This is a genomic window from Allosalinactinospora lopnorensis (assembly GCF_000981225.1).
Lineage (GTDB): Bacteria > Actinomycetota > Actinomycetes > Streptosporangiales > Streptosporangiaceae > Allosalinactinospora > Allosalinactinospora lopnorensis.
The window spans coordinates 1-21,404 of the sequence record NZ_LAJC01000067.1; the positions used below are offsets into that span (position 1 = coordinate 1).

30 protein-coding genes are annotated in these 21,404 nt (G+C 69.7%); 17 read left to right on the forward strand and 13 right to left on the reverse strand.

Features of this window, described 5'->3' with window-relative positions; genetic code table 11:
- The 8 genes from VS93_RS20605 to VS93_RS20635 all read left to right on the forward strand — a co-directional run.
- On the forward strand, positions 1 to 647 hold a 647-nt coding region (locus VS93_RS20605), incomplete at its 5' end, for a vWA domain-containing protein (protein WP_046471543.1).
- 379 nt (positions 648 to 1,026) lie between these two features.
- Positions 1,027 to 1,584: a (2Fe-2S)-binding protein gene (locus tag VS93_RS20610; protein WP_046471544.1), complete on the forward strand. Its 558-nt coding sequence runs from the start codon at positions 1,027 to 1,029 to the stop codon at positions 1,582 to 1,584.
- Positions 1,581 to 3,986 carry a xanthine dehydrogenase family protein molybdopterin-binding subunit gene (locus tag VS93_RS20615; RefSeq protein WP_046471545.1) on the forward strand — a complete coding sequence of 802 codons (2,406 nt, stop codon included), beginning with the start codon at positions 1,581 to 1,583 and terminating at the stop codon, positions 3,984 to 3,986. Before VS93_RS20610 ends, VS93_RS20615 begins: the two co-directional genes overlap by 4 nt.
- Positions 3,983 to 4,849 carry an FAD binding domain-containing protein gene (locus VS93_RS20620; RefSeq protein WP_046471546.1) on the forward strand — a complete coding sequence of 289 codons (867 nt, stop codon included), beginning with the start codon at positions 3,983 to 3,985 and terminating at the stop codon, positions 4,847 to 4,849. Before VS93_RS20615 ends, VS93_RS20620 begins: the two co-directional genes overlap by 4 nt.
- 17 nt (positions 4,850 to 4,866) lie before the next feature.
- Positions 4,867 to 5,145 (forward strand): SRPBCC domain-containing protein, encoded by a 279-nt coding sequence (locus tag VS93_RS30620; RefSeq protein ID WP_201776705.1) that lies wholly within the window; start codon positions 4,867 to 4,869, stop codon positions 5,143 to 5,145.
- Positions 5,142 to 5,576: an SRPBCC family protein gene (locus VS93_RS30625; protein ID WP_201776706.1), complete on the forward strand. Its 435-nt coding sequence runs from the start codon at positions 5,142 to 5,144 to the stop codon at positions 5,574 to 5,576. The genes VS93_RS30620 and VS93_RS30625 overlap by 4 nt, the downstream gene beginning before the upstream one ends.
- A gap of 158 nt (positions 5,577 to 5,734) precedes the next feature.
- Positions 5,735 to 6,022 carry a type II toxin-antitoxin system Phd/YefM family antitoxin gene (locus VS93_RS20630; protein WP_046471547.1) on the forward strand — a complete coding sequence of 96 codons (288 nt, stop codon included), beginning with the start codon at positions 5,735 to 5,737 and terminating at the stop codon, positions 6,020 to 6,022.
- A complete protein-coding gene (locus VS93_RS20635) occupies positions 6,019 to 6,279 on the forward strand; it encodes a type II toxin-antitoxin system RelE family toxin (RefSeq protein WP_046471548.1) in 261 nt (86 codons plus the stop codon). The genes VS93_RS20630 and VS93_RS20635 overlap by 4 nt, the downstream gene beginning before the upstream one ends.
- Before the next feature lie 70 nt (positions 6,280 to 6,349).
- On the opposite strand, the gene VS93_RS29400 is transcribed toward VS93_RS20635, so the two are convergent.
- Together VS93_RS29400 and VS93_RS20640 are read right to left on the reverse strand one after the other, a co-directional pair.
- Positions 6,350 to 6,508 carry a hypothetical protein gene (locus tag VS93_RS29400; RefSeq protein ID WP_156184946.1) on the reverse strand — a complete coding sequence of 53 codons (159 nt, stop codon included), beginning with the start codon at positions 6,506 to 6,508 and terminating at the stop codon, positions 6,350 to 6,352.
- Positions 6,509 to 6,565: 57 nt separating this feature from the next.
- Positions 6,566 to 7,183, reverse strand: a complete 618-nt coding sequence (locus VS93_RS20640; protein ID WP_046471549.1) for a class I SAM-dependent methyltransferase — start codon at positions 7,181 to 7,183, stop codon at positions 6,566 to 6,568.
- Between the two features lie 65 nt (positions 7,184 to 7,248).
- On the opposite strand from VS93_RS20640, the gene VS93_RS31970 reads away from it, so the two are divergent.
- The 4 genes from VS93_RS31970 (at position 7,249) to VS93_RS20655 (ending at position 9,139) form a co-directional block, all read left to right on the forward strand.
- A complete protein-coding gene (locus VS93_RS31970; RefSeq protein WP_236700641.1) occupies positions 7,249 to 7,413 on the forward strand; it encodes a helix-turn-helix domain-containing protein in 165 nt (54 codons plus the stop codon).
- Between the two features lie 38 nt (positions 7,414 to 7,451).
- Complete coding sequence (locus tag VS93_RS31975) at positions 7,452 to 7,658, forward strand: hypothetical protein (protein WP_236700642.1); 207 nt, start codon at positions 7,452 to 7,454, stop codon at positions 7,656 to 7,658.
- A gap of 586 nt (positions 7,659 to 8,244) precedes the next feature.
- Positions 8,245 to 8,655, forward strand: a complete 411-nt coding sequence (locus VS93_RS20650; RefSeq protein ID WP_156184947.1) for a spore-associated protein A — start codon at positions 8,245 to 8,247, stop codon at positions 8,653 to 8,655.
- 70 nt (positions 8,656 to 8,725) lie between these two features.
- Positions 8,726 to 9,139: a hypothetical protein gene (locus VS93_RS20655; protein WP_046471550.1), complete on the forward strand. Its 414-nt coding sequence runs from the start codon at positions 8,726 to 8,728 to the stop codon at positions 9,137 to 9,139.
- Positions 9,140 to 9,424: 285 nt separating this feature from the next.
- Here the strand turns inward: VS93_RS20655 and VS93_RS29405 are convergent, their stop codons facing one another.
- A complete protein-coding gene (locus tag VS93_RS29405; protein WP_156184948.1) occupies positions 9,425 to 9,580 on the reverse strand; it encodes a hypothetical protein in 156 nt (51 codons plus the stop codon).
- Positions 9,581 to 10,193: 613 nt separating this feature from the next.
- Here VS93_RS29405 and VS93_RS20660 point away from each other — a divergent pair.
- Positions 10,194 to 10,775, forward strand: a complete 582-nt coding sequence (locus VS93_RS20660) for a hypothetical protein (protein ID WP_046471551.1) — start codon at positions 10,194 to 10,196, stop codon at positions 10,773 to 10,775.
- Positions 10,776 to 11,017: 242 nt separating this feature from the next.
- On the opposite strand, the gene VS93_RS29410 is transcribed toward VS93_RS20660, so the two are convergent.
- Positions 11,018 to 11,548 (reverse strand): hypothetical protein, encoded by a 531-nt coding sequence (locus tag VS93_RS29410; protein WP_156184949.1) that lies wholly within the window; start codon positions 11,546 to 11,548, stop codon positions 11,018 to 11,020.
- A 33-nt stretch (positions 11,549 to 11,581) separates the two neighbouring features.
- Between VS93_RS29410 and VS93_RS20680 the strand changes: the two genes are divergently transcribed.
- The gene (locus VS93_RS20680; protein ID WP_156184950.1) at positions 11,582 to 12,070 is read left to right on the forward strand and encodes a hypothetical protein; all 489 of its coding nucleotides are present in this window, start codon (positions 11,582 to 11,584) and stop codon (positions 12,068 to 12,070) included.
- Positions 12,054 to 12,971: a hypothetical protein gene (locus VS93_RS29415; RefSeq protein ID WP_156184951.1), complete on the forward strand. Its 918-nt coding sequence runs from the start codon at positions 12,054 to 12,056 to the stop codon at positions 12,969 to 12,971. The genes VS93_RS20680 and VS93_RS29415 overlap by 17 nt, the downstream gene beginning before the upstream one ends.
- 79 nt (positions 12,972 to 13,050) lie before the next feature.
- Here the strand turns inward: VS93_RS29415 and VS93_RS20690 are convergent, their stop codons facing one another.
- Positions 13,051 to 13,506, reverse strand: a complete 456-nt coding sequence (locus tag VS93_RS20690; RefSeq protein WP_046471557.1) for an ATP-binding protein — start codon at positions 13,504 to 13,506, stop codon at positions 13,051 to 13,053.
- Positions 13,507 to 13,843: 337 nt separating this feature from the next.
- On the opposite strand from VS93_RS20690, the gene VS93_RS20695 reads away from it, so the two are divergent.
- Positions 13,844 to 14,659 (forward strand): helix-turn-helix domain-containing protein, encoded by an 816-nt coding sequence (locus VS93_RS20695; RefSeq protein ID WP_046471558.1) that lies wholly within the window; start codon positions 13,844 to 13,846, stop codon positions 14,657 to 14,659.
- Positions 14,656 to 14,844: a DUF397 domain-containing protein gene (locus tag VS93_RS20700; RefSeq protein ID WP_046471559.1), complete on the forward strand. Its 189-nt coding sequence runs from the start codon at positions 14,656 to 14,658 to the stop codon at positions 14,842 to 14,844. The genes VS93_RS20695 and VS93_RS20700 overlap by 4 nt, the downstream gene beginning before the upstream one ends.
- A 34-nt stretch (positions 14,845 to 14,878) precedes the next feature.
- On the opposite strand, the gene VS93_RS20705 is transcribed toward VS93_RS20700, so the two are convergent.
- The 8 genes from VS93_RS20705 to VS93_RS20730 form a co-directional block, all read right to left on the reverse strand.
- On the reverse strand, positions 14,879 to 15,751 hold the full coding sequence (locus VS93_RS20705) for an alpha/beta fold hydrolase (protein WP_046471560.1): 873 nt from the start codon (positions 15,749 to 15,751) through the stop codon (positions 14,879 to 14,881).
- A 42-nt stretch (positions 15,752 to 15,793) separates the two neighbouring features.
- Positions 15,794 to 16,741: a GlxA family transcriptional regulator gene (locus tag VS93_RS20710; RefSeq protein WP_046471561.1), complete on the reverse strand. Its 948-nt coding sequence runs from the start codon at positions 16,739 to 16,741 to the stop codon at positions 15,794 to 15,796.
- A 159-nt stretch (positions 16,742 to 16,900) separates the two neighbouring features.
- On the reverse strand, positions 16,901 to 17,884 hold the full coding sequence (locus tag VS93_RS20715; RefSeq protein WP_236700643.1) for a low temperature requirement protein A: 984 nt from the start codon (positions 17,882 to 17,884) through the stop codon (positions 16,901 to 16,903).
- Positions 17,794 to 18,111 (reverse strand): low temperature requirement protein A, encoded by a 318-nt coding sequence (locus VS93_RS31980; protein WP_236700644.1) that lies wholly within the window; start codon positions 18,109 to 18,111, stop codon positions 17,794 to 17,796. The genes VS93_RS20715 and VS93_RS31980 overlap by 91 nt, the downstream gene beginning before the upstream one ends.
- A gap of 170 nt (positions 18,112 to 18,281) precedes the next feature.
- On the reverse strand, positions 18,282 to 18,701 hold the full coding sequence (locus VS93_RS20720; protein WP_201776707.1) for an aconitase X swivel domain-containing protein: 420 nt from the start codon (positions 18,699 to 18,701) through the stop codon (positions 18,282 to 18,284).
- The gene (locus VS93_RS20725) at positions 18,698 to 19,987 is read right to left on the reverse strand and encodes an aconitase X (protein WP_046471563.1); all 1,290 of its coding nucleotides are present in this window, start codon (positions 19,985 to 19,987) and stop codon (positions 18,698 to 18,700) included. Before VS93_RS20725 ends, VS93_RS20720 begins: the two co-directional genes overlap by 4 nt.
- A 33-nt stretch (positions 19,988 to 20,020) precedes the next feature.
- Positions 20,021 to 20,461: an FAD-dependent oxidoreductase gene (locus tag VS93_RS30630; RefSeq protein ID WP_201776708.1), complete on the reverse strand. Its 441-nt coding sequence runs from the start codon at positions 20,459 to 20,461 to the stop codon at positions 20,021 to 20,023.
- Complete coding sequence (locus VS93_RS20730; protein ID WP_201776709.1) at positions 20,380 to 21,375, reverse strand: FAD-dependent oxidoreductase; 996 nt, start codon at positions 21,373 to 21,375, stop codon at positions 20,380 to 20,382. Before VS93_RS20730 ends, VS93_RS30630 begins: the two co-directional genes overlap by 82 nt.
- Positions 21,376 to 21,404 lie beyond the last annotated feature (29 nt).

Consider the following 21,404-nt stretch of genomic DNA (forward strand, 5'->3'; position numbering starts at 1 on the left):
CCCGCCGCTACCGGCCGGCCGCGCGCGGTGCGGTCGACCCGCGCCGCACGGTGCGCCGTATGCTGCGCCACGCGGGCGAGCCGACCCAACTGGTGCGCCGGCGCCGCGGAACCAAGCCGCGCCGCCTGGTGCTGCTGCTGGACGTCTCCGGCTCCATGGCGCCCTACGCCGATACCCTGCTGCGGTTCGGGCACGCGGCGGTACGCCGGCGGCCCACACTGACCGAGGCGTTCACGGTGGGTACCCGGCTCACCAGGATCACCCGGGCGCTGCGCCACCGGGACCCCGACACGGCGCTGGAGGCCGCGGGCCGGGCGATCCCCGACTGGCACGGCGGCACCCGGCTCGCGGACTCGGTCAAGGCCTTCCTCGACCGCTGGGGGCAGCGCGGCATGGCGCGCGGGGCCGTGGTCGTGGTCTGCAGTGACGGGTGGGAGCGCGGCGACCCGGCCGAACTCGCCGAGCAGATGGCGCGTATCTCCCGGCTCGCGAACCGGCTGGTGTGGGTGAACCCGCATCAGGGTAAGCCCGGGTACGCGCCCCTTGTCGGCGGCATGGCCGCGGTGCTGCCCTATCTGGACGACTTCGTCGCCGGACACAGCCTCGCCAGCTTCGAGTACCTCGCCGAGGTCATCTCGCGCGGGTGAGGGCCGCGCCGTCCGCGCAGCGGTGCTCCGGGGGAGCGAGGCTCCGCTGCGGGCCGCGAATGAATTCTGTTCGACCTGCTGTTTGAACTTTCCGTGATTCCGTGAAAGCTATTTGTGACTTCCCTCGTGCCACCCTTGCGTATCCGGCCGCGGAGGACTTTGCTGGATATCCAGCGCGCACCAGGGCTTCGCGCCGTCCGGCGGAACGAGGGAGTCACGACCACGAGGGGGTGGAGCGCGCCGCGGCGTCCCGGCGACGCGCTGCGAGTGGACCGATGGTCCGACCATCGGCCCAAGTGGGTAATTCACAAGTTGAGCGCCGGTGAGGCGACCGAACGACCCACGGCCAGACAAGCGCTTGTCACACGCGGGAGTGCCCATGAGCCGCATCAGCCTGAAGGTCGACGGAGTCCGCTACGACGACGACGTCGATCCCCGCACGCTTCTCGTCCACCACCTACGCGAACACCTCGGCAAGGTAGGCACGGTGGTGGGCTGCGACACCACCAACTGCGGCGCCTGCACCGTCCTCATGGGCGGCAAGAGCGTCAAGAGCTGTACCGTCCTGGCGGCCCAGGCCGACGGACAGGAGATCGAAACGGTCGAGGGCCTGGCCGGCAAGGACGGCAGCCTGCACCCGGTGCAGCAGGCGTTCCACGACAGCCATGCCCTGCAATGCGGCTACTGCACGCCGGGGATGATCATGGCGGCCGTCGACCTGCTCGCCGAGAACCCCGAACCGACCGATGACGAGGTGCGAGAGGGCCTTGAAGGCAACCTGTGCCGGTGCACCGGGTACCAGAACATCGTCCGCGCGGTGCAGGACGCCGCGGCGGTCATGCGTGCCGAGGTGCCGGCGCCACGCGACGCCGGGACCGAGCCGATGGAGGGCACCCGGGGCACGACCTCGCCCGCAGCGGAGGAGGTAGCGCGATGACCACCGCCGAAGCCGGCCCGACCCCCCAGGTCGGGGCCGCACGCAGCCGCAAGGAGGACGCCCGGCTGATCACCGGCCGCACGATGTGGACCGAGAACATCACGCTGCCGGGCATGCTGCACCTGGCGATCCTGCGCAGTCCGATGGCGCACGCGCGGATCACCCACCTCGACGTCGGTCCCGCACTGGAGGCGCCCGGGGTGATCGCGGCGTTCAGCGGGCGCGACGTCGCCGACGTCCAGGGCAGCATGCCGTGCGCCTGGCCGGTCACCGAGGACACGGTGGTGCCGGACTACCCGCCGCTCGCCGTGGACGAGGTGCGCCACACCGGCGAGCCGGTCGCGGTGGTCGCGGCCCGCGACCGGGCCAGCGCCATGGACGCCCTGGAGGCGATCGAGGTCGACTACGAGCCGCTGCCGGTGGTCCTCGGCATGGAGGAGGCGCTGGCCGAGAACGCGCCGCTGGTTCACGGCGACCAGGGCACGAACAAGTGCTATACGTGGACGTTCGACTCCGTGCAGGCCGGCACGGGCGGCGACGTGGCGGCCGCCGAGGCCGACGCCGAGGTCGTCGTCAAGCGCCGCTACACCCAGCAGCGGCTGATCCCGGCGTTCATGGAGCCGCGCAGCGTGGTCGTCGACCCCACCGGGGACCAGATCACGATGTGGTCGGCCACCCAGATCCCGCACATCCTGCGGCTGATGCTCGCCATGGTCACCGGGATACCCGAGCACAAGGTGCGCGTGGTCGCCCCGGACGTCGGCGGCGGCTTCGGCGGCAAGCTGCAGGTGACCCCGGAGGAGTTCATCGCGTTCGTCGCCGCCCAGCGGACCGGTCGGCCGGTGAAGTACACCGAGAGCCGGTCGGACACGATGATGTCCGGACACCACGGCCGGGACCAGATCCAGGACGTCACCCTGTCCGCCCGCAGGGACGGCACCGTGACCGGGCTGTCGATCAGGCTGCTCGCCAACATGGGGGCCTACCTGGGCATCGTCACGCCCGGCGTGCCGATCCTCGGCGCGTTCATGTACAACGCGATCTACAAGTTCCCGGCGTACCGGTTCGAGTGCACGGGCGTCTTCACGAACACCACGAAGACCGACGCCTACCGGGGGGCAGGGCGGCCCGAGGCGACGTTCGCGATCGAGCGCGCCATGGACGAGCTCGCCGCCGAGCTGGACATGGACCCGATCGAGCTGCGCCGGCGCAACTGGATCAAGCACGAGGAGTTCCCGTTCACCACGGTCGCCACCCTGACCTACGACTCCGGGAACTACGAGGCGGCCACCGACCGGGCGATGGAGCTGTTCGGCTACGACGCGCTGCGGCGCGAGCAGGCGGAGCGCCGCCGGTCGGGCGACCGGGTGCAGCTCGGCATCGGCGTCTCGACCTACACCGAGATGTGCGGCCTGGCGCCGTCGCGGGTGCTCGGCTCGCTGCGGTACGGGGCCGGCGGCTGGGAGAACGCGAGCGTCCGCGTCCTGCCGACCGGCAAGGTGGAGGTGATCACCGGGACCTCCCCGCACGGCCAGAGCCACGAGACCGCCTGGAGCCAGATCGCGGCCGACCAGTTGGGGGTGGCGTTCGAGGACGTCGAGGTGCTGCACGGCGACACCCGGACCTCGCCCAAGGGCCTGGACACCTACGGGTCCCGCTCGCTGGCCGTCGGCGGCGCCGCGCTGGTCCACGCCTGCGAGAGGGTCGTGGAGAAGGCGCGCCCCATAGCGGCGCACCTGCTGGAGTGCGACCCGGCGGACCTGGAGTTCACCGACGGCGCGTTCCGGGTGCGGGGCACACCCGAGGCGGCCAAGACGATCGCCGACTGCTCGCTTGCGGTCTTCACCTCGCACGACCTGCCTGAGGGGGTCGAGCCGAGCCTCGACTCCGACGCGACCTACGACCCGGCGAACTTCTCGTTCCCGCACGGGACCCACCTGTGCGCGACCGAGGTGGACACCGAGACCGGGCGAGTCCGGATCCGGTCCTACGTCGCGGTGGACGACGTCGGCCGGGTGGTCAACCCGACCATCGTCGAGGGCCAACTGCACGGCGGCATCGCCCAGGGCATCGCCCAGGCCCTGTACGAGGAGGCCAGCTACGACAACGACGGCAACCTGCTCACGGGCTCGTTCGTCGACTACCTGGTGCCCGGCGCGCCCGACCTGCCCCACATGGTCACCGACCGGACCGAGACCCCGGCGCCGGACCACCCGCTGGGCGCCAAGGGGGTGGGGGAGGCCGGCACCATCGCCTCGACCCCGGCGGTCGTCAACGCGATCGTCGACGCGCTGCGGCCGTACGGCGTCACCGACGTCCCGATGCCGTGCATGCCGGAACGCGTCTGGCGTGCGATCCGCGACGCCCGCGAGGGGGCGCCCGAGGGGAGTGAGCGGTCATGATCCCGGCCCAGTTCGAGTACGCCCGGCCCTCCAGTGTGCAGGAGGCCGTACGGGCCCTCGCCGAGGCCGGCGAGGACGCCAAGGTCCTCGCCGGCGGCCAGAGCCTGATCCCGATGCTGCGCATGCGGCTGGCCGTTCCGTCCACGGTCATCGACCTCGGCGGGGTCTCGGACATGCGCGGTGTCCGCGACGACGGTGACGCCCTGGCCATCGGGGCGATGACCACCTATGCCGATGTCATACGCGACCCGATGGTGCGCGAGCACGCGCCGCTGGTCGTGCAGGCCACGGAGACCGTCGCCGACCGGCAGGTGCGGCACATGGGGACGTTCGGCGGCGCGCTGGCGCACGCCGACCCGGCGGGCGACATGCCCAGTGTCGCGCTCGCCCTCGACATGATGTTCGACATCGAGGGGCCGGGAGGGCGCCGCGCCGTTCCGGCCGGGGAGTTCTTCGTCGACTACTTCACCAGCGCGCTCTCGCCCGACGAGATCCTCGTCTCGGTCCGGGTGCCCAAGCTGCCCGGGTGGGGGACCCACTACGAGAAGTTCAACCGGGTGGCCCAGGCGTGGGCGATCGTCGGTGTCGCCGCGGCCGTCCGGCGGTCCGGCGACACCATCGAAAAGGCGCGGATCGCGCTGACCAACATGGGGCCGACACCCGTCCGGGCCAGGGGAGTCGAGGAGGCACTGGCCGGAGCGCCGGCGACCGCCGAGGCCCTGGCGTCGGCCGCCGCGCGCGCCGATGAGGGGACCGCGCCGACCGGCGACGTGTCCGCCTCATCGGAGTACCGCAGCTACCTCGCCACTGTGCTCACCAGGAGGGCGGTCGCCGCGGCCGCCGGAATCCCGCAGGACGGGTAGAGGAAAGGAGTAGTTCCGTGCGGCTTGACCACGACTTCACCGTTCCGGTGCCCGTCTCGGAGGCGTGGAAGGTGCTGCTGGACGTCCCGCGGGTGGCGCCGTGCATGCCGGGGGCGACACTCACCGAGTTCGACGGCGAGACGTTCAAGGGCACGGTGAAGGTCAAGCTGGGCCCGGTCTCGCTCACCTATCGCGGAACGGGCCGCTTCGCCGAGATCGACGAAGCGGCCCGCCGGGTCGTCATCGAGCGTCGGGGAAGGAGAGTCGCGGTTCCGGTACCGCGAGCGCCACCGTGACGGCCACCATGGTGGCCGAGGGCGACTCGACCCGTGTCGACGTCGGCACCGATCTCACCATCACCGGTCGGCCCGCGCAGTTCGGCCGCGGGATGCTCTCGGACGTGGGCGGGCGGCTCATCGGCCAGTTCGCCGACTGCCTGGAGAAGACCCTGGCCGGGGAGGAGAAGGAGGAGAAGGCCGGCGGGGCCGCGGCCGAGGCGCCGGGCCCCGAGCGGGCACCGGAAGCCGCCCAGGGGGCGGGCGGCACCGCGGCCGAGCCGAGTGTCGGTATGACGACCAGGGAGGACCGGGAGGTCCAGCCCATCGACCTGCTGGAGATCACGGGGATCGGCGCGACCCTGCGCAGGTACGCGCCGCAGTTGGCCGCGGCCGCGGGCGTCGCCGCCGTGTTCTATCTGCTCGGCAGGCGCAGCCGCCGCAGGAGGTAGGCCGACCGGGGTGCGCCCGCACAGCGCCCTCGGCGGCGGAAGTCGTGCCGCCACCGCCCCGGAGCGGTGGCGGCACGCGTGCGGAGGGGCGCTCTCACAGCAGGTGCCCGTGGAGCAGGGGTTTTCCAATCCGGGTGGCTAGACCGCAATCATGGTCTGTGAAGACGGCGCCGCTGTCCGAAGCCAAGACCCATCTGTCCGAACTGGCCGAAGAGGTCGACCGTACGCACGAGCGCGTGACCATCACCCGGAACGGGCGCGACCACGTCGTCCTGATGTCCGTCGAGGACCTGGCGGAGATCGAGGCCACCCTTGAGCTGCTGAACGACCCTGAGGCCCGGGAACGCGTCAAGCGGTCTGAGACGGAGATCGCGCGAGGCGAAGCCCTTTCCGCTGAGGAGAGCGCCGCTCTCCTGGAGTCGTTGCGCAAGAAACCCGCGAAGTGACCTACGAGATTCGGGTGACTCCTACCGCCGCCCGCCGGCAACGTCTACCGGAATTCGCCGCCGCCGCGTGCGCGGAGTTCATCATGGGGCCTCTCGCTGAGGCCCCGCACCGTGTCGGGGCGCCGTTGCGCAGCCCGTTCGATGGTCGACGCCGCGCCCGCCGGGGAGAGTACCGCGTTCGGTACCGCATCGACGACGACACCAAGACGGTGTTCGTCCTCGACGTCGACCACCGCCGGGACGCCTACCGCCGCTGACCACGTGGAGGTGGGCGGACCGGCCGAGCCGGAACGCGACCGCGGTGGGACCGCCCAAAGGGCCGGTGTCTCAGCCTGCCGTCCTCGCCGGTGGATAGCCGAACTGCTCCAGGCGCTTGCGCGCCGTCTCCAGCGGTCCCAGATCGGCCGGCATCCGCCGGAAGGCCGGAAGTAGGTCGCCGAGTAGTGGGGCCTCGCTGCGCGCCCGGTCGTAGATCGTGCGCATCACGTCGGCGAACTCCCGCGTGAGCGAGGGCAGGGGCAGCGCTGAACGTCTGCGATGGCATCAGCGCCGCCTGGCCACCACCCGGTCGACGAAGCCGAGGGCCAGCCGGTCGTGCCGTTCCACGGCGAACCCCTGCTCGACGACGAGTTCCAGCGGGCGGCGCCGGGGCGCGGCACGCAGGTGCTCGATCCAGCGGAACGGAACGCGGGTGTACTCGATGTGGTCCACCAGCAGCAGCCGCCCCTCCGGGCGCAGCACCCGGTGCATCTCCGCCACCGCGGACCGCTGGTCCGGGATGGTGCACAGCGACAGCGTGCACACCACGGTGTCGAAGCTCCCGTCGTCGAACGGCAGTTTCTGGGCGTCGCCTTCTCGCAGGTCCAGCGGACGCTTGAGCCCCGCGGCCCGACGCCGGGCCGCGGCGAGCATCTCCGGGCTCAGGTCGATGCCGGTGAGCTCCGCGTCCTCGCGGTAATGGCCCAGGTTGCGGCCGGTGCCCACGGCGATCTCCAGGGTGCGCCCGCGCGCCTGTTCGCACAGCCGGGCACGGGTGTCGCCGATGATCCACCGTTCCATGCCGTCGCCGCGGCGATCGTAGCCGGCCGCCATCCGGTCCCACCGCCGCCGGGTGCGGGCCGTGGCTTCGTCCAGGTGGCCACCGCTCGGTTCGCCTGTCATCCCCGCACACCCTCTCGTCGCCGCCGCGGTTGACTGCTACCCTCAGTCTGGAAGTTAATGTCAACATGAAGTCAACCGGTACTGAGTATTCGATCGGCGAGATCGCCGGGCGGTTCGGATTGGCCACCCATGTGCTGCGGCACTGGGAGGCGGCGGGGGTGCTGCGGCCGGCGCGGCGGGTCAACGGACGCCGCCGTTACGACCCGGAGCACCTGGCGCAGGTCGCCTGATCCTGCAGGGGAAGGAAGCGGGGTTCAGCCTAGAGCAGATGAGCGAGCTGTTCCAGGCCGAGGACGGCGCGGCCCGGCGGAGCATCCTCGCCCGGCACGCGGCCGAGCTGGACCGCAGGATCGCCCGTCTGCAGGCGGCGCGGCGCGTCGTCGAGCACCCCATGCGCTGCCCGGAGGAGGACTTCCTGCGCTGCCCCAACCTCTGGGCGTCGATCCAGGAGCTGATCCCGGACGAGCGGCGGTAAGGCCCGGTGGCGACGTTCCCGGGGCCCTCCTCCGCGTTCGGCCCCGGGAACGTCGCCACCAGCGCGAGGAGGGTGGGAAGAGCCGCCGTCGCCGCCGTGCGCGGCAGACCGCGAAATTATCGGAACCGCGCGGAGCAATGGCCGGAATTGGCCAGAGAAACATTGCGAGAAATGTCAACGCATACCCTGCGGTCCGGATGGAAAAACGTGGAAAATGGGGCGAGGGGTGGCCGGGTCCTGCCAGTCGGGTGTTTTTTGGATGCAGTGTGGCGCTCCTCACGCCGTTCCCCTGGTCGATCTTCGCGGTACGAGCCGCTGCCGGAGAATATCGCAGGCCAAGGCTTTTCTCGGCATAGCAGTGCGCGTGTCCGCCGAGGTGTGATCGGCGTATCGGGCGAGCCCGAACGGTATTTTCGTGTCGCCTGCAACAAACCGGTCGCCCGAAAACAGGTCGGGTCGGAAAAACCAGAATTAAAGGATCCAGGCGAGAGTTAGGGTTCATTCCGCCTCTTTCTGATGGGAGAGGTTTTCGTGAATCCACCGAAGATCCGGATCGGGTGGGAACCAGCCAGGAATGGATCTGTACATGTCTCTGATCAAGAAGGCGGCGCTTTTCGGCGTCGCCGCGGCGACCGCCGTTGTGGGAACCTTCGCCACGGCCACCCCCGCGGCCGCGGCGGCGTACAACGGCGCCTGCGGCGACGGATACGGCGTCGTCAACCAGCGGACCATCAGCGGCAAGGGCACCGTCTACCTGACGTACAACTCCGGTAACGGCTACAACTGCGTCGTCACCATCCGCGACAATCCCGGCGCGTCGCTGCCCATGTTCGCCGGCATCGCCCGCGAGTCCGACTCCGCGTGGGCTGCCACGGACCAGGGTGACTACACCACCTACGCAGGTCCGGTGTACCGCCACGCGCCGGGCGAATGCGTCACGTGGGGCGGCGCGATCGACGGCGACTACAACGGCGGCAACAACACCAACTGCGGCTGACCCGCTCGGCAGCCCCCGACGACCAGGGCCCCGGCTTGGCGGGGCACGGCAGTACGACAGAGAGGACCGTATGAATCCGCTCAAGAAGGCAGCCGTCGCGGTCGGCGTCGCCGCGACCGCGCTCGCCGGAACCGTCGCCACGGCGTCGCCCGCAGTTGCGGCGACCTACGCAGGCGAATGCGGCGGCGGGTACGGGGTGGTGAACTCCGCCCCGATCGGCAGCGTGGGGACGGTGTTCCTGACCTACAACAGCTCCAACGGCTACAATTGCGTCGTCGCCAAACGGAACGCCGCCGGCTCCCCGGTGATCATCGAGGCGGGGCTGTCGATCCACCCGGCCGGAAACCACTGGGACGTCTACGAGGGCGACTACTTCACCAGCTACGCCGGGCCGATCTACCTCCATGCCGCGGGCCAGTGCGTGGACTGGATGGGCCGAATCAGCGGTGTCGAGGGCGGCAAGCGCGGCACCAACTGCGGCTGACAGCGCACACCCCCAGCGTCCCGCGGGGCTCTGCCCGCGGGACGCTCCCGTGCGCGGCCGGTGGTACCGGAATCGACGCCGGCGGGCTCGGAAACGCAGCGGAAATCCCGAACCATCGAAACCAGCCGATGGCTGCGGATGGGGAAACCGGGATCGGCCGCGAAACACCGGAATCAACGTTCCGGAATGCCTGTGCTCATTTCGGAATACCGGTGCGGCCGCGCGAACAAGGGCGAAAGGTCCGAGGTGGCTTCGGACCCGGGGGTGGAATGGGGATCGGCCGTGTCAGTCCTTGTAAGCGCGCAGCGGGGTCTGCCCGTAGTTGCCGACCTCGACCGTCTGGCCGCCGAAGAACTTCGTCGTGCACTCGGTCTTCCCAGCGGACACGGGAACGTAGGTGCGGACCGGGAACGTCTTCGAGACGTGGGCGACGTAGCCCATGCCGCGCTGGTCGCCGCTGTTCTGGAAGCAGATTTCCGTCGGCAGGACCGAGTTGGTGGCGATCTGCCGGTGTCGCCCTCGTTGGGCAGGTCGATGGCCTCAGCGGCCTGCGCGGCGCCCGCACCGGTGAGCAGCATCATCCCCGCCAGCACGGTGGCGCCGGTAACGGAAAAAACGGCGCGCTGAACAGATCTCTTCATCAAATAATTCCTTCCCGAAACAGGCCGGGAGTTCTTTTTTCCCGACCGGACAAGAAGATATCGCACGGAACGGGGACGCCATGCGCGGAAGGGTGCCAAATCCGGCGTGGCGCTCCCCATGCCGAGGGTGTGAACGACGTTTCCCCGCACTTTCAGGTGTCTCCCGCGAGCCGCGCACCTTAAACGGATACTTCACCACCGGGTTGGATTGGTGTTCGGATGGTTCCCTTGCCAGCCCCGGCGCCGATCCTGTTGAAATTATTCCTTAAATAGAAGTGAAGGAACGGTTTTCCCGAGACCGGTGAGGGGTGCGTCCCGGATCTTCCCCGGGGCGGTTGCCTTCTCCGTTGAGCCGTGGAACTATGCCGAAGAATCTCGCTACATAGAGTAGTGGAATGTGTGTAAGGAGTAATATGTCGCGTTTTTTCGCCCGCTCGGCGGGCCTGGGGCTGCCCGGGATGGCGATCGCCGGCGCGTTCGTGATCGCGTGGGCCGGACCCGCGGCTGCGGTTCCGATGGCCGACGCGGACCCCGCCTCGCGCGCCGACAACCGCTACTGCGCGGTCCTCGTCGGCAAGGACGCTGATCCGGATGCCCCCTCCTCGGCGCTCGCCGCCGCGTGCTCCGACACCTCCCGCGACGATGCGCGGACCAAGATGAGGCAGGCCGCCGAACGGACGGCTCCCCGGGCGGAAGCCGCGTCCAGCGACCTGCTGATGACCTGGTTCGACGACGCGCACTACAACGGAAGCTCAACGGACATCTACGGCGACTCCGGCCCCTGCGACAGCGCCGGCTACGAGATCCAGCTCTCGACGACCTGGCCCTGGTCCTGGGGAAACACGATCAGCTCGGCCGCGGGAACAGAGACCTGCGATACCGCCGACTTCATCTCGCAAAGCGGCACCTACGCGAGGACGTTCAATCTTCCCGTCCCCTACATCGGGAACACCCTGAACGACAACGTCAGGACCATCCGGGTCTGGAACGACTAGTAGTGCCTGGTTGACCCACGCTCGGCGGGTGCGGCTGCGCAGCCGGTGCGGCAGGCATGGTGCGCACCGGTCCGGCGCAGCGGCACCCGGAAGAGCGCCGAGAGCGCCGGGTTCCGGGGCCGGCTCGTCGTGGTACTGCCCATGTCCGCTGGTATCGCATACCAGGCCGATCCCGCCTGGGCCGCCACGGACGAAGGAAACCACATCACCTATGCCGGTCCGGTGCGCGGCCAGAGATGACGCTATCCGACCGTATCCCCTACCGGTTCCCAATCGGGGGGTAGCCATATACGCATGCCCAATCGAGCGAACGTGGCGGGGGCATCGCGGATGGATTCCCAGTTCCGCCTGGTCAACTGGAGGGTCTCGTATTGCCGCGGATGGCGCTTGCCAAGGCGTGCGCAGATGTCACTGAGGTCCTCCGGAAAGGCCAATGCCCCGACGACGCGCAGATCCTCGAAGAGGACGAGCATGTACCAGTGCACATCGGCGATGCGGTCTACCGTGTGCTCATTGACCCAGGCTCCCCGATCGCGCTGCGGGTTGGCGAGGTACCGGACCTGTACACGTCCACCGTCGTGTTGTTCGATATCCCAGCCTTTTTGTACGCGGTTCGGTGCCAGCGTTCCGCTGGTCAGTCCAGCGGCGAACTGCTCGGCGAACTCGGCCAGCGGGTCCCGCTGTGACTCCGCGAGACCGCAAGTACGTAGGAGGCGCTGTCGGGCTGATCGGTAAAGGGCCAACTCGGCGAGCAGACCATCAACTTGGTTCATACGGGGAGCGCTCCAAAGACCGAGGGGCGGGCGTTGGCGGCCCTCGGCGGAGCCCTGCCCAGCCTGCTCAGACTCTCATCGCAGATAGTGAGCTGGGAGGTAGCCCGGGCCGGACACCTCGGCAGGAAGGGCGCCCCCAAGAGACGTCCACACCTGCGCGACCACTGCGACGTGTTCCCGGTCCTTGTCGGTGGCGCCTTCCACGGTGGGCTGGGGGCTCTCGCCGGGTATGTTCTCACCGTGACCGAACAGATCACGACGCCCCTCATCGCGTTTGTCGTGGGAGTTTCCGCGCGGTCCATCCTCCGGCAGATAGCGAACGTGAAGGTGCACCTCTTCGACACCGCGCCGGAAAACGCGGGAGAGACGGAAGCGAAAGAGAGCCGGACCGCAGAGGCCGAACGTCGGGAACCCCGTTCCATCAAGACGCGAAGCGGCCCCGAACCGTCTGCGAACCTCGAAAGGACAGTGGAGAGCCACTCGGTAGCAGTCGAGGGGGAAGAGATTGAACCCGGTCGCTAAGCGGATCCTGGCGGAGATATTCGGGGTTCCCGCCCCTGTTCCCAGTAGAGAGCACTCCCTGGCGCAGCGGATCCGAGCGGAGATTTTGGGAACCTCGCTGCCCGCCCCGAAATCCCCCATTCTTGTCTCCGCGCCCGATGAGCCCCTGGTCGGCGAGCAAGCTTTCCGAGCGGAGAGACCTCAGGCGGAACGGCAGAAGGAAGGAGAGGAGGGACGGCTGGCAGAGTCCGCGATCGCCGCTTTGGAGGGGGTCCTGGCCCGCCTGAAGGCCACCGACAGCCCTACTCGTCTTACACTGCGGCCTTACGTAGAGGGGGGTGCTTTGCTTTCCGGATCTGCTCGCGATCTTGTCAGCGCCCTTGATCGCACCCTTGAGCTTGACCGTGATCTTGTCGGTTCCCTTCACTTTGACCGGGATCTTGTTCGCGATCTAGCCAGCGATCTTGTCCGAGCCCGCGCCTTGGCCAGCGACCTTGCCCGAGACCTCGACCGTGCCTGCGTTCTTGCTCGTGATCACGACTACAAAATCGCCATCAAAGCCACCGAGGCAATCCAGGATTCTCATAATCTCAACGAGGCATTGGGACAGGTTCACCGCCTAACCGCTGCCCTTGAGGCCCTTGCCGAGTTCTCTGGAATGGAGAGTCACCTTCGGGCCACCGAGAAAGCTTCCCGGATTCTCGATGAGATGGAAGAGGCGTGCAGTGTTTTCTATGACACTGACCTTGGCGGGGCGGACTTGACCGGTGTCGACCTTGAGGGTGTGCGGTGGAGTGCGGGAACCCGCTGGCCTTCGGAGTATGAGGAAGAGATCCGTCGGGACTCGCACATGATCGCCCCGGGAATGTACGAGATCCGCCGGGGCCGCAGAATCGAATCGCCCTCGGGCCTCAACGTCTAAGAATACGCTGATCTTGAGAAATCGTCCCTTCGAATCCGAACGAAGGAACGATTTTCTCAAGATCGACAGAGGGTGGCGGCTATACCGCGCCGAGGGGTTCGGCGCGGTGGGGGAGGGGCTGCTGTTCGGGTAGCCACTGCAGGAGGAAGAAGGTGCCCTCTTCCAGCGGGGTGAGGGTGCCCCATGTGGTGGCCAGGGCGCCCACCAGGTGCAGGCCGCGCCCGGATTCGGTCCACGGGGCGGCCGCCACCAGGCGGGGTACCGATGACAGCCGCCGGGGTAGCCGGGTGCGGATCTCGCCGCGCACGCCCTGGGTGTCGACCTGGACGCGGAGGTGGAAGGTGCGACCCGGGTCGCCGCTGCGGGTGTGCACGATGGCGTTGGTGCACAGCTCGGAGGCGATCACCTCGGCCTTCTCCACCACCTCAGCGGGCACTGTGACGGCGGGGGCGATGCGCAACGCCCCGGCCACGAACCGCCGCGCGGCCGAGACGTTCTCCAGGACGCCCGGAAAGGACGTGAAGCACACGCTCACCGGGACACCCCCGATACGGGCCGCAGCACATAGGGGCGGACCCGGGAGGGGCGCGGGCCGAGGGGGATGGGGCTTCGAGGGTTCCATATGGGGCGGGCAGTAGCCTGATCCATGAGTCACCACCTGGTTCCGTCAGGTCGGGGGCTAAGGCCCTGATGCGGTGTTGTGAGCACCGGTCAGGGCCGCTTGCATTAGAGCTCTACAGCGAATACAGCCATCCTGTAGATGAGCTAACACGCTCTCACTAAGAGAAATCATCTTCCAGTGACTCCACTGCCTTGGGGATTTCGGTCAAAGCCAGTAGCCAAATCGGTTAGTTTGTGTTGAACTGTAGAGCATGGTGGACAAGGTGCACCCAACATGGACTCGGTTTGGTGCCGAAGTCCGAAGATTTCGGCAGCTAGCAGGGCTGTCGCAGGCCCAGCTAGCCAAGAGCGGTAACGTCTCCCCCTCGATGTTCAGCGCTATCGAGCGCGGAACGCGCATCCCTAAAAGGGATTTCGCGGAAGCCCTCGATGCCGCTCACAACACAGGCGGATCGTTCACCCGGCTTTGGGTCAATCTCACGAACCAGGAGGAGGTCCCCGACTGGTTCGCCAACATTCTCGTTCTTGAACGAGCAGCGACAGAGATTCGCGAGTACCAGACGGTGCTCATCCCTGGCCTGCTTCAGACCGAGGGGTACGCGCGGTCGGTCCTTCGGGAAGGACGCCCCTGGGCTGGCAAGGACGAAGTGCAGCGACTCGTGGAGACCCGGGTAAAACGGGGCGAAGTGGTCATGAAACCCGACCGACCACTACTGTGGTTCGTGGCGGACGAGATCGTCATTCGCCGCAGAATCGGATCACCTGAGGTCATGCGAGGACAACTGCAGCACATAGTGGACCTGCTCGACGAAGAGCTGATCAGGTTCCAGGTGATCCCTCAGGACGCTTGGGTGCCTCACCCCGGCCTGTCCGGACCGTTTCGCATCATGGCATTCTCTGACCGCCCCTCAATGGCTCATGCGGAGCACATGATGGGGGAGGTCGTCATCGATGCCCCCGAAGACGTCCAGCGGTGCAACATCATCTTTGGTGCGTTGCAGGCAGAGGCTCTGTCTCGGCGTGACTCGCTCAAGATCCTTCGCGAAGTGATGGGAGAACTCTCATGACTGAGAGCCTTGACTGGCACAAGTCCAGCTACAGCGGCGGCAACGCCGGGGCCTGCGTCGAGATCGCCGAGACTTTGCGCTCGGTGCTGGTGCGGGACACGCAGAACCGGGAGTCGGGGCACTTGGGCTTCGGGGTGTCGGCGTGGGCGGCGTTTCTGGCTGATGTGAAGGCCGACTGTCTGTAGCGGCTCCGGGGCTCGCCGTATCCAGACCGCCCCCTCAGGGAGTGCTCTTGGTGGTGTGGCCGAGGATCTCCTCTGCCAGGAGCGGCACGATCAGCGGGTTCAGCGCGTGGCCCATGCCGGGGACGGTGACCAGGCGCGCGCCCGGGATGGAGTCGGCCAGGCGGGCGCTGTGCGGGGGCGGGTTGACCGGGTCCTCGGGTGCCTCGACCACCAGGGCCGGGGTGCGGACCGAGGCCAGCTCCGCGCCGCGTTCCAGGCCGTCCTGCGCGGCGCGCGCGTGCGTGGCCGGGTTACGGTGCGTCCCGCTGTGCTCGACCACGCGCTCCTCCAGCCGCCGGAACGCGGCGGCGTCGAAGGGCAGCACGGAGCCGTTGAGCAGCCGCCAGTGCTCCACCCGCCAGGCGATCTCGGCCTCGCGGTCGCGGGGCTCGGCCATGTGCTCCCACAGCGCGAGAAGCTCCGCGTCGGGGCCGGGGAGCTCGGGCCGGTCCGGGGTCCCGTCCCCGGAGGCGAGGCCGGAGCCGAGCGCCGTGGTGTTCAGCATCGTGGCGGTGTGCAGCCGCTCGGGGCGGTCCAGGCACAGTAGCTGGACCAGGATGCCGCCCATCGACATCCCGACGACGTGGGCGCGGTCGACCTCCAGGGCGTCCAGGACGGCGACCGCGTCGCCGGCGAGGTCGCGGACCGCGTACGGCTCGGTGTCGAAGGCGTGCGTGGAGCGCCCGGTGTCCCGGTGGTCGTAGCTGATGACGTAGTGGTGCTCGGCGAGCCGGGCCACCAGCTCCGCCGGCCACGTCACGCCCGGCGCGTTCGCCCCCATGACGAGCAGCAGCGCGGGGGCGTCGGGCTCACCGGCGGTCCGTACCCACAGCCGCGCGTTCGGTGTGACGTCTACGTAGCGTTCCATGCGGTCGATCCTGGCGGTCGCCGCGGTGCTGGGGCAACGGAATTATTCCGACCGGGCGCGGAAGGCGCGGCGGTAGGCGTGCGGGCTGGTGCCGACGAGGCGTTTGAAGTGCTCGCGGAAGGTCGTCGGCGAGCCGAACCCGACGTGCGCGGCGACCCGGTCGACGGAGTGGTCCCCGCTCTCCAGGAGGTACTGGGCCCGGCGCAGCCGCGTGCGGTTGAGCCACTGCAGGGGAGCGGTGCCGGTCTGCTCCCGGAAGCGCCGGTTGAGGGTGCGGGTGCTCATCCGCGCCCGCGCGGCGATCTCGTCCAGGGTGAGCGTCCGCTGCAGGTTCTCCGCCATCCAGCGCAGCAGGGGTTCGAGGCTGCCGCTGTCGGGGAGCGGGGGCTCGTGCACGATGAACTGGGACTGCCCGCCCTCGCGTTCGAGGGGCATCACGGAGGTCCGCGCGGCGTCGGCGGCGACGGCCGAGCCGTGGTCCCGCCGGATCATGTGCAGGCACAGGTCGAGTCCCGCGGCGGCGCCGGCCGAGGTGAGCAGCCGACCGTTGTCGACGTAGAGCACGTCCGGGTCCACGCTGACGCGGGGGTGGCGGCGTGCCAGCTCGGCGGTGGCGGCCCAGTGGGTGGTGGCCCGCAACCCGTCCAGCAGCCCCGTTGCGGCGAGGGGGAACGCGCCCACGCAGATCGACGCGATCCGGGCGCCGTCGCCGGCCGCGCGGTGCAGCGCGTCGCGCACCTCGACGGGTACCGGGGCGCCGTGGTCGGCGGTGCCGGGCAGGACGATCGTGTCGGCCCCCGCCAGACCGTCCAGCCCCCAGGGCGCCCGTATGGCGAACGTGCCGGTGCCGACCTCGCCGCCGGCCGCGCAGACGCGCACCCCGTAGGGGGAGCGCCCGTCGGGCAGGCGGGCCCGGCCGAACACCTCGATCGGGGTGGACAGGTCGAAGGCCACCACCCCGTCCAGGGCGAGAACCGCCACGGTGTGCATGGCCGGATTCTACGGTGCCGCCGGATTCACGCCAGAAGGGGACCGGTACCGCGGTGCGGTGACCGCCCTTAATGGTTTGGGCGGGAATCGGGGGCTGGCGGGAATCCGGTGCTGTTCGGCACCGCGGCCGCTTCTGCGCGGCGCCGGACGACGGATTATTCATCGTGTCGGCGCGCGGCCCGTGCGGGGGTCCGCCCTGCCCTCGGGGCGTGCGTCCAGAACCGTGGTGGCCACCACGAGAGCCGTCATGACCAGGCCGATGGTCAGCACGGGCCAGGGCGTGAGCACCGCCGCCAGCACCAGGGTCGCGGCGAGCGGGTACAGGAGGGTGCGCAGCGCGCCGGGGCGCTGCGGGCGGACATGCAGCACCCAGAGCGCGCCCAGGAACAGTGCCACCGGGACCGCGACCGAGGCGCCCGCCGCCTCGGCGCCGATCCCCGTGTCCCGGGTGACATGGTCGACGCTGACCGCCAGGCCCGCCCCCACCGCGGCCACCGACGCGTAGACGGCGTAGTGCCCGTACCCCCACACGAACCCCTCGCGGCTCGATGTCAGGAAACGGTGCCCGGGTTTGGCGAAGTACACCCACCACATGGAGAACACGAGCAGCAGCCCGCCGACCGTCACCACCGCCAGGCCACCGGCTCCTGACTGGGCGTCCAGCTCGGAGCGCACCGCGTGGGTGGCGGCGAACACCGACTCCCCGAGGACGATGAGCGTGAACAACCCGTACCGCTCCGCGGTGTGGTGCGGGTGGCAGGGGGCCCCGGCGGTGCGCTCGGCCCACAGCGGCACCGCCAGCTCGACGGCGGCCATGGCGAGACCGCCGGGGAGCAGCCAGCTCCCCGGGAGCGCGAACACCACCACCGCCCATCCGAGCAGGGCGGCGTTCTCACCGACGGCCGAACGCAGCATGGCCGTACGGCGCTCCGGGACGTCCCGGGCGGCGCGCAGCCGCTGGGCGAGCAGGCCGAGGCGCATCACCACGTATCCGGTGAAGATGGTGCTGAAATCGAGCTCCAGGAAACCGCGCTCGATACCCGCGGTGATGATCAGGCGCCGGTGATCTGCACGAAAACCGAGAGCCGGTAGGGCACGTCGTCGGAGTCGTAGGTGGAGGCGAACCAGGTGAAGCCCGTCCACGCCCACCAGACCGCGAAGAAGGCCAGGACGTAGCTGAGCACCCCGATGGCGATGCGGTCTTCGACCACGGCGTGGTGCAGATGGGTCGACGTATGGGCCACCGCCACGACGAAGCACAGGTCGAAGAACAGTTCCAGCGGGGTCGCCGCGCGGTCCGTTTCGTGGCCGTCGCGCGCCACCATCGGGCGGCGCCACACCGGACCGGTGTAGGACGGGTGAAAGGCCATGGGCTTTCCCGGCATTCGTGACGGAGAACAGCGCGCTGCTCCGGCCCGCCTCTGGAGCGACCACGCGTGCCGGAGGGGCGCCCGTGCGGCACTGGACGACCCGCCGCGGACCCGTGTCTCCGGGGCTCCTCCCCGCTGCCCGTACGCCCTTACCGGGACCTTCTCCTCTGTTACCGCCCGCCTTTGGTCACCACGACCCGGCCCGCGTCGGCGTCGACCAGCACCCGGTCGCCGGTCTCGATGGCCTCGAAGGGGTCGGTGTCGAAGTCGGTCATGGCCGGGGCGCGGGTGACCACCGCCCCCAGCGCCATCTTGGTGGTCATCGTGGTGAAGAGCATCGCGGCCGGGGCCGTACCGGCGAGCCGGGCGGTGTGGAACGTCGCCGACCACCCCGACGACCCCTTGGCGCCCGGGAAGAGCAGCACCCTGCCGGCGAAGGAGACGCCCTGCAGCTCGTGCCGGGACTCGATGACCGACCCGGTGCGCGCGTCGACGCCGCCCCACCCGGAGATGGTCTCGCGGGTGACGAGCGCCTCGCCTTCGGCGCGGCCGCCCACCACGCACCGGCCCCTGATCACCAACTCGCTCACAGTGCCTCCCCGGGCCACCGGCCGGTCACGGCCGCCTCGACACACGTCTCGACCGAGCCGAACCGGCCCTGCACCCCCATGATCGCCGGGAGGTAGTGCACCTGCTTGGCGGAGTCGGTCGCGATGACCCGCGTCCCATCGGGGAGGAACTGGCCGATGGCCGGGCAGGTGTCGCTCATGAGAGCCGCGCCCGCCGCCGCGAGGCGCTCGGTGAACCCGTTGCGGTCGGCCAGCGCGCGGATCTGGCTGGGGGTGAACACCCACAGGTGGGTGCCATCGGCGACCCGCCGCCCTTCCAGCAGGGTGCACACCTGGCGTACCTGCTCCATGGTGGCGTGCGGGCAGCCGATCATGACGAGGTCGATGTCGTCGCCGGCGCCGGCGGCCGTGGAGTTGAGCGCCTCGTAGGTCTCCCGGCGCTCCCGCGGCCCGTAGCCGAACACCCGCCGCGGTTCTGCGCCGCCGAAGGCCTCCTCCTCGGTCCGGGCCTCCGCCGTGACGCCTGGGATGTGGTACAGCTCGACCCCTCCGGAGGAGGACGCCGCGGCACCGAAGTGCTTCAACCGCACCAGGTCGGGGGTGGTGGTGATGCCGCGGAGCGCCGGGATCCGGTCCTGCACCACGGAGCCGACGAAGTAGCCGAGCAGCCCCCAGTCCAGCACCGACTCCGCCTCCACCCGGACGTCGACGAGGTCGGTGGCGAACCGGTTGCCGGGGTCGTGCAGCCCCCAGTAGGGGATGCGCCTGGTGAGCATCGCCGCCCCCGTGCTCTCGCGGCCCTCGACGTTGCTGCGGGCGCCGAGCACCGAGTTGATGTAGACCACCGCCGAGGACTCCATCCAGGCGCAGTGCTCGCCCCGCACCGGGACGTTGCCCACCTGGTACGGCGTGCAGGTGCTCAGCAGGTGGATGCCGTGCCGTCCGCTGTAGCTCTCGCTGTCGGCGATGGCGTCGCGGGCCTGCCGGGAGAGCCCCTGGAGCTCCCAGTGCCGGCTGTCCATCGGCCCGATGAGCTGGCAACTGTACGCCCGCACCTGCGGGACCTCCACGACCTCGTCACTGTCGAGGCTCAGCTCGGAGAACGCCTCGTCGTGGCTGGTGATCGTCCGTGCGGGGTAGTTCAGGTGCCGGGCGCCGAAGATGTTCGCGCCGCAGACGTTATTGGTGTCGACGAGCTGTTCGGCTCCCAGCGCCTGCCCGTAGCGGACCAGCAGGTCCATCGCCCGGCCGACGGCCGGGCCGTGCGCGCCGTCGAGCATCGCCCTGTCGGTGTCGGTGAGCCGCATTCCGCCGCCTCCTTTCGCGGTGCCGGCTTCGGGTCAGTCCGCGCCGCCGACGTTGTCGGCGATGCGGGCGTGCAGTGCCCGGATGTCGATGGCGTGCACGGAGCCCTCGCCGACGATGTCGAGCGCGTGCGCCGCCGCGGTCCCCATCGCCATGCACGGCCCCATGACCCGTACGCTCGACAGGGCGGCGGTGTCGCCGTCGATGCAGCGGCCCACGGCGACGACGTTGTCCACGTCGGGCGGTGTGAGGCTGCGCCAGGGCACGTAGTGCACGTGGTCGGTGTCGAACGGCTCCCACCGGTAGCCTTCCTCGCGGTCGTGCAGCTCGATCGGCCACGCGGTGCGGGCGACGGCGTCGGGGAACGCGGCGCCGGAGCGCACCTCGTCCACGGTCAGCTGGTGGACCCCGGTGATCCAGCGGGTCTGGCGGATCCCCGGCAGGCCGAAGGCCCGGATCCGGCGTCGGCGAAGCACCGCGGGAACTCGCCCTTGAGGAAGTCCAGGGCCCGCGCGGCCTCCAACCTCCCCCGCAGGCCGTTGGCCGACAGTTCCACCGGATCCAGCGGCGTGTCGATGTGGGTCATGTTGACCAGAGCGATCCCCCGGCCCTTGAACGAGAAGGCGAAGCCGTCCCTGCGGGTTAGCCCGTACTCGCGCCCGCGCTCCCAGAGGCGCTCCGAGACCAGGCCGCGTTCGGGGGCGTGCTCCTCGTCCAGGTTCTCCACGACCAGCATCTGCGTGCCGTAGATCGGGCCGTCCTCCGGTTCCCGGCACGGCAGCCCGGCGTCCCAGACCAGCGCGGCATCACCGGAGGCGTCGACGAAGCTCGTCGCCTCCACGCTCACCGGGCCGTACCGCGTGGCCACGTCGATCCGGCGCACCCGGCGCCCGTCCCGCTGCACCGACCGCACGAACGCGCCGGTCAGGGTGGTCACGCCCGAGTCGAGGATCTGCCGGTCCACCCACCGGGCGAGTGCGACCTCGTCGTACATGACCACGGTGGTCATCGGGCCGTGGCGGTAGTGCAGCGCCCCCTGCGCGCCTAGGTCGCCCAGCAGGTCGTCGGCCAGCCCGTGCGTGAGCTGCGGGCCGTGGCTCCCGTTGCCGAACAGCCCGCAGAAGGTGCCGATGATGGAGTGCACGGCCTGCCCGCCGATGGCCGGAAGCCCGTCCACGAGGAGCACGTCGAGCCCCAGCCGGGCGGCCTCGACGGCGGCGGTGACACCGGAGATCCCGGCGCCGAGGACGCACACGTCGGCGCGCAGCCGCCGCGTGGGCGCGGCGGCCTCGCGGGTGACGGTGCGGGTGGCCGTGGGGAACGGGCCCTGGTGGAACGCTTGGACCGCTGAGGCGGCGGAGGTGCCGGATGCCGCTGCGACGCTCGTCATGGGGAGCAACCTCACTGTTCTCTCGGTGG

Bases quoted from the DNA above. Each gene is read 5' to 3' on its own strand.
- VS93_RS20695 (WP_046471558.1), top strand. From the start codon at position 13,844: ATGGTGGACAAGGTGCACCCAACATGGACTCGGTTTGGTGCCGAAGTC.
- VS93_RS20710 (WP_046471561.1), bottom strand. From the start codon at position 16,741: ATGCACACCGTGGCGGTTCTCGCCCTGGACGGGGTGGTGGCCTTCGAC.
- VS93_RS20725 (WP_046471563.1), bottom strand. From the start codon at position 19,987: ATGCGGCTCACCGACACCGACAGGGCGATGCTCGACGGCGCGCACGGC.
- VS93_RS20615 (WP_046471545.1), top strand. From the start codon at position 1,581: ATGACCACCGCCGAAGCCGGCCCGACCCCCCAGGTCGGGGCCGCACGC.
- VS93_RS31975 (WP_236700642.1), top strand. From the start codon at position 7,452: ATGAGCGAGCTGTTCCAGGCCGAGGACGGCGCGGCCCGGCGGAGCATC.
- VS93_RS20700 (WP_046471559.1), top strand. From the start codon at position 14,656: ATGACTGAGAGCCTTGACTGGCACAAGTCCAGCTACAGCGGCGGCAAC.
- VS93_RS20660 (WP_046471551.1), top strand. From the start codon at position 10,194: ATGTCGCGTTTTTTCGCCCGCTCGGCGGGCCTGGGGCTGCCCGGGATG.
- VS93_RS20610 (WP_046471544.1), top strand. From the start codon at position 1,027: ATGAGCCGCATCAGCCTGAAGGTCGACGGAGTCCGCTACGACGACGAC.
- VS93_RS31970 (WP_236700641.1), top strand. From the start codon at position 7,249: ATGAAGTCAACCGGTACTGAGTATTCGATCGGCGAGATCGCCGGGCGG.
- VS93_RS20705 (WP_046471560.1), bottom strand. From the start codon at position 15,751: ATGGAACGCTACGTAGACGTCACACCGAACGCGCGGCTGTGGGTACGG.
- VS93_RS20655 (WP_046471550.1), top strand. From the start codon at position 8,726: ATGAATCCGCTCAAGAAGGCAGCCGTCGCGGTCGGCGTCGCCGCGACC.
- VS93_RS20620 (WP_046471546.1), top strand. From the start codon at position 3,983: ATGATCCCGGCCCAGTTCGAGTACGCCCGGCCCTCCAGTGTGCAGGAG.
- VS93_RS29405 (WP_156184948.1), bottom strand. From the start codon at position 9,580: ATGGGCTACGTCGCCCACGTCTCGAAGACGTTCCCGGTCCGCACCTAC.
- VS93_RS20650 (WP_156184947.1), top strand. From the start codon at position 8,245: ATGTCTCTGATCAAGAAGGCGGCGCTTTTCGGCGTCGCCGCGGCGACC.
- VS93_RS20640 (WP_046471549.1), bottom strand. From the start codon at position 7,183: ATGACAGGCGAACCGAGCGGTGGCCACCTGGACGAAGCCACGGCCCGC.
- VS93_RS31980 (WP_236700644.1), bottom strand. From the start codon at position 18,111: ATGGCCTTTCACCCGTCCTACACCGGTCCGGTGTGGCGCCGCCCGATG.
- VS93_RS20730 (WP_201776709.1), bottom strand. From the start codon at position 21,375: ATGACGAGCGTCGCAGCGGCATCCGGCACCTCCGCCGCCTCAGCGGTC.
- VS93_RS29410 (WP_156184949.1), bottom strand. From the start codon at position 11,548: ATGAACCAAGTTGATGGTCTGCTCGCCGAGTTGGCCCTTTACCGATCA.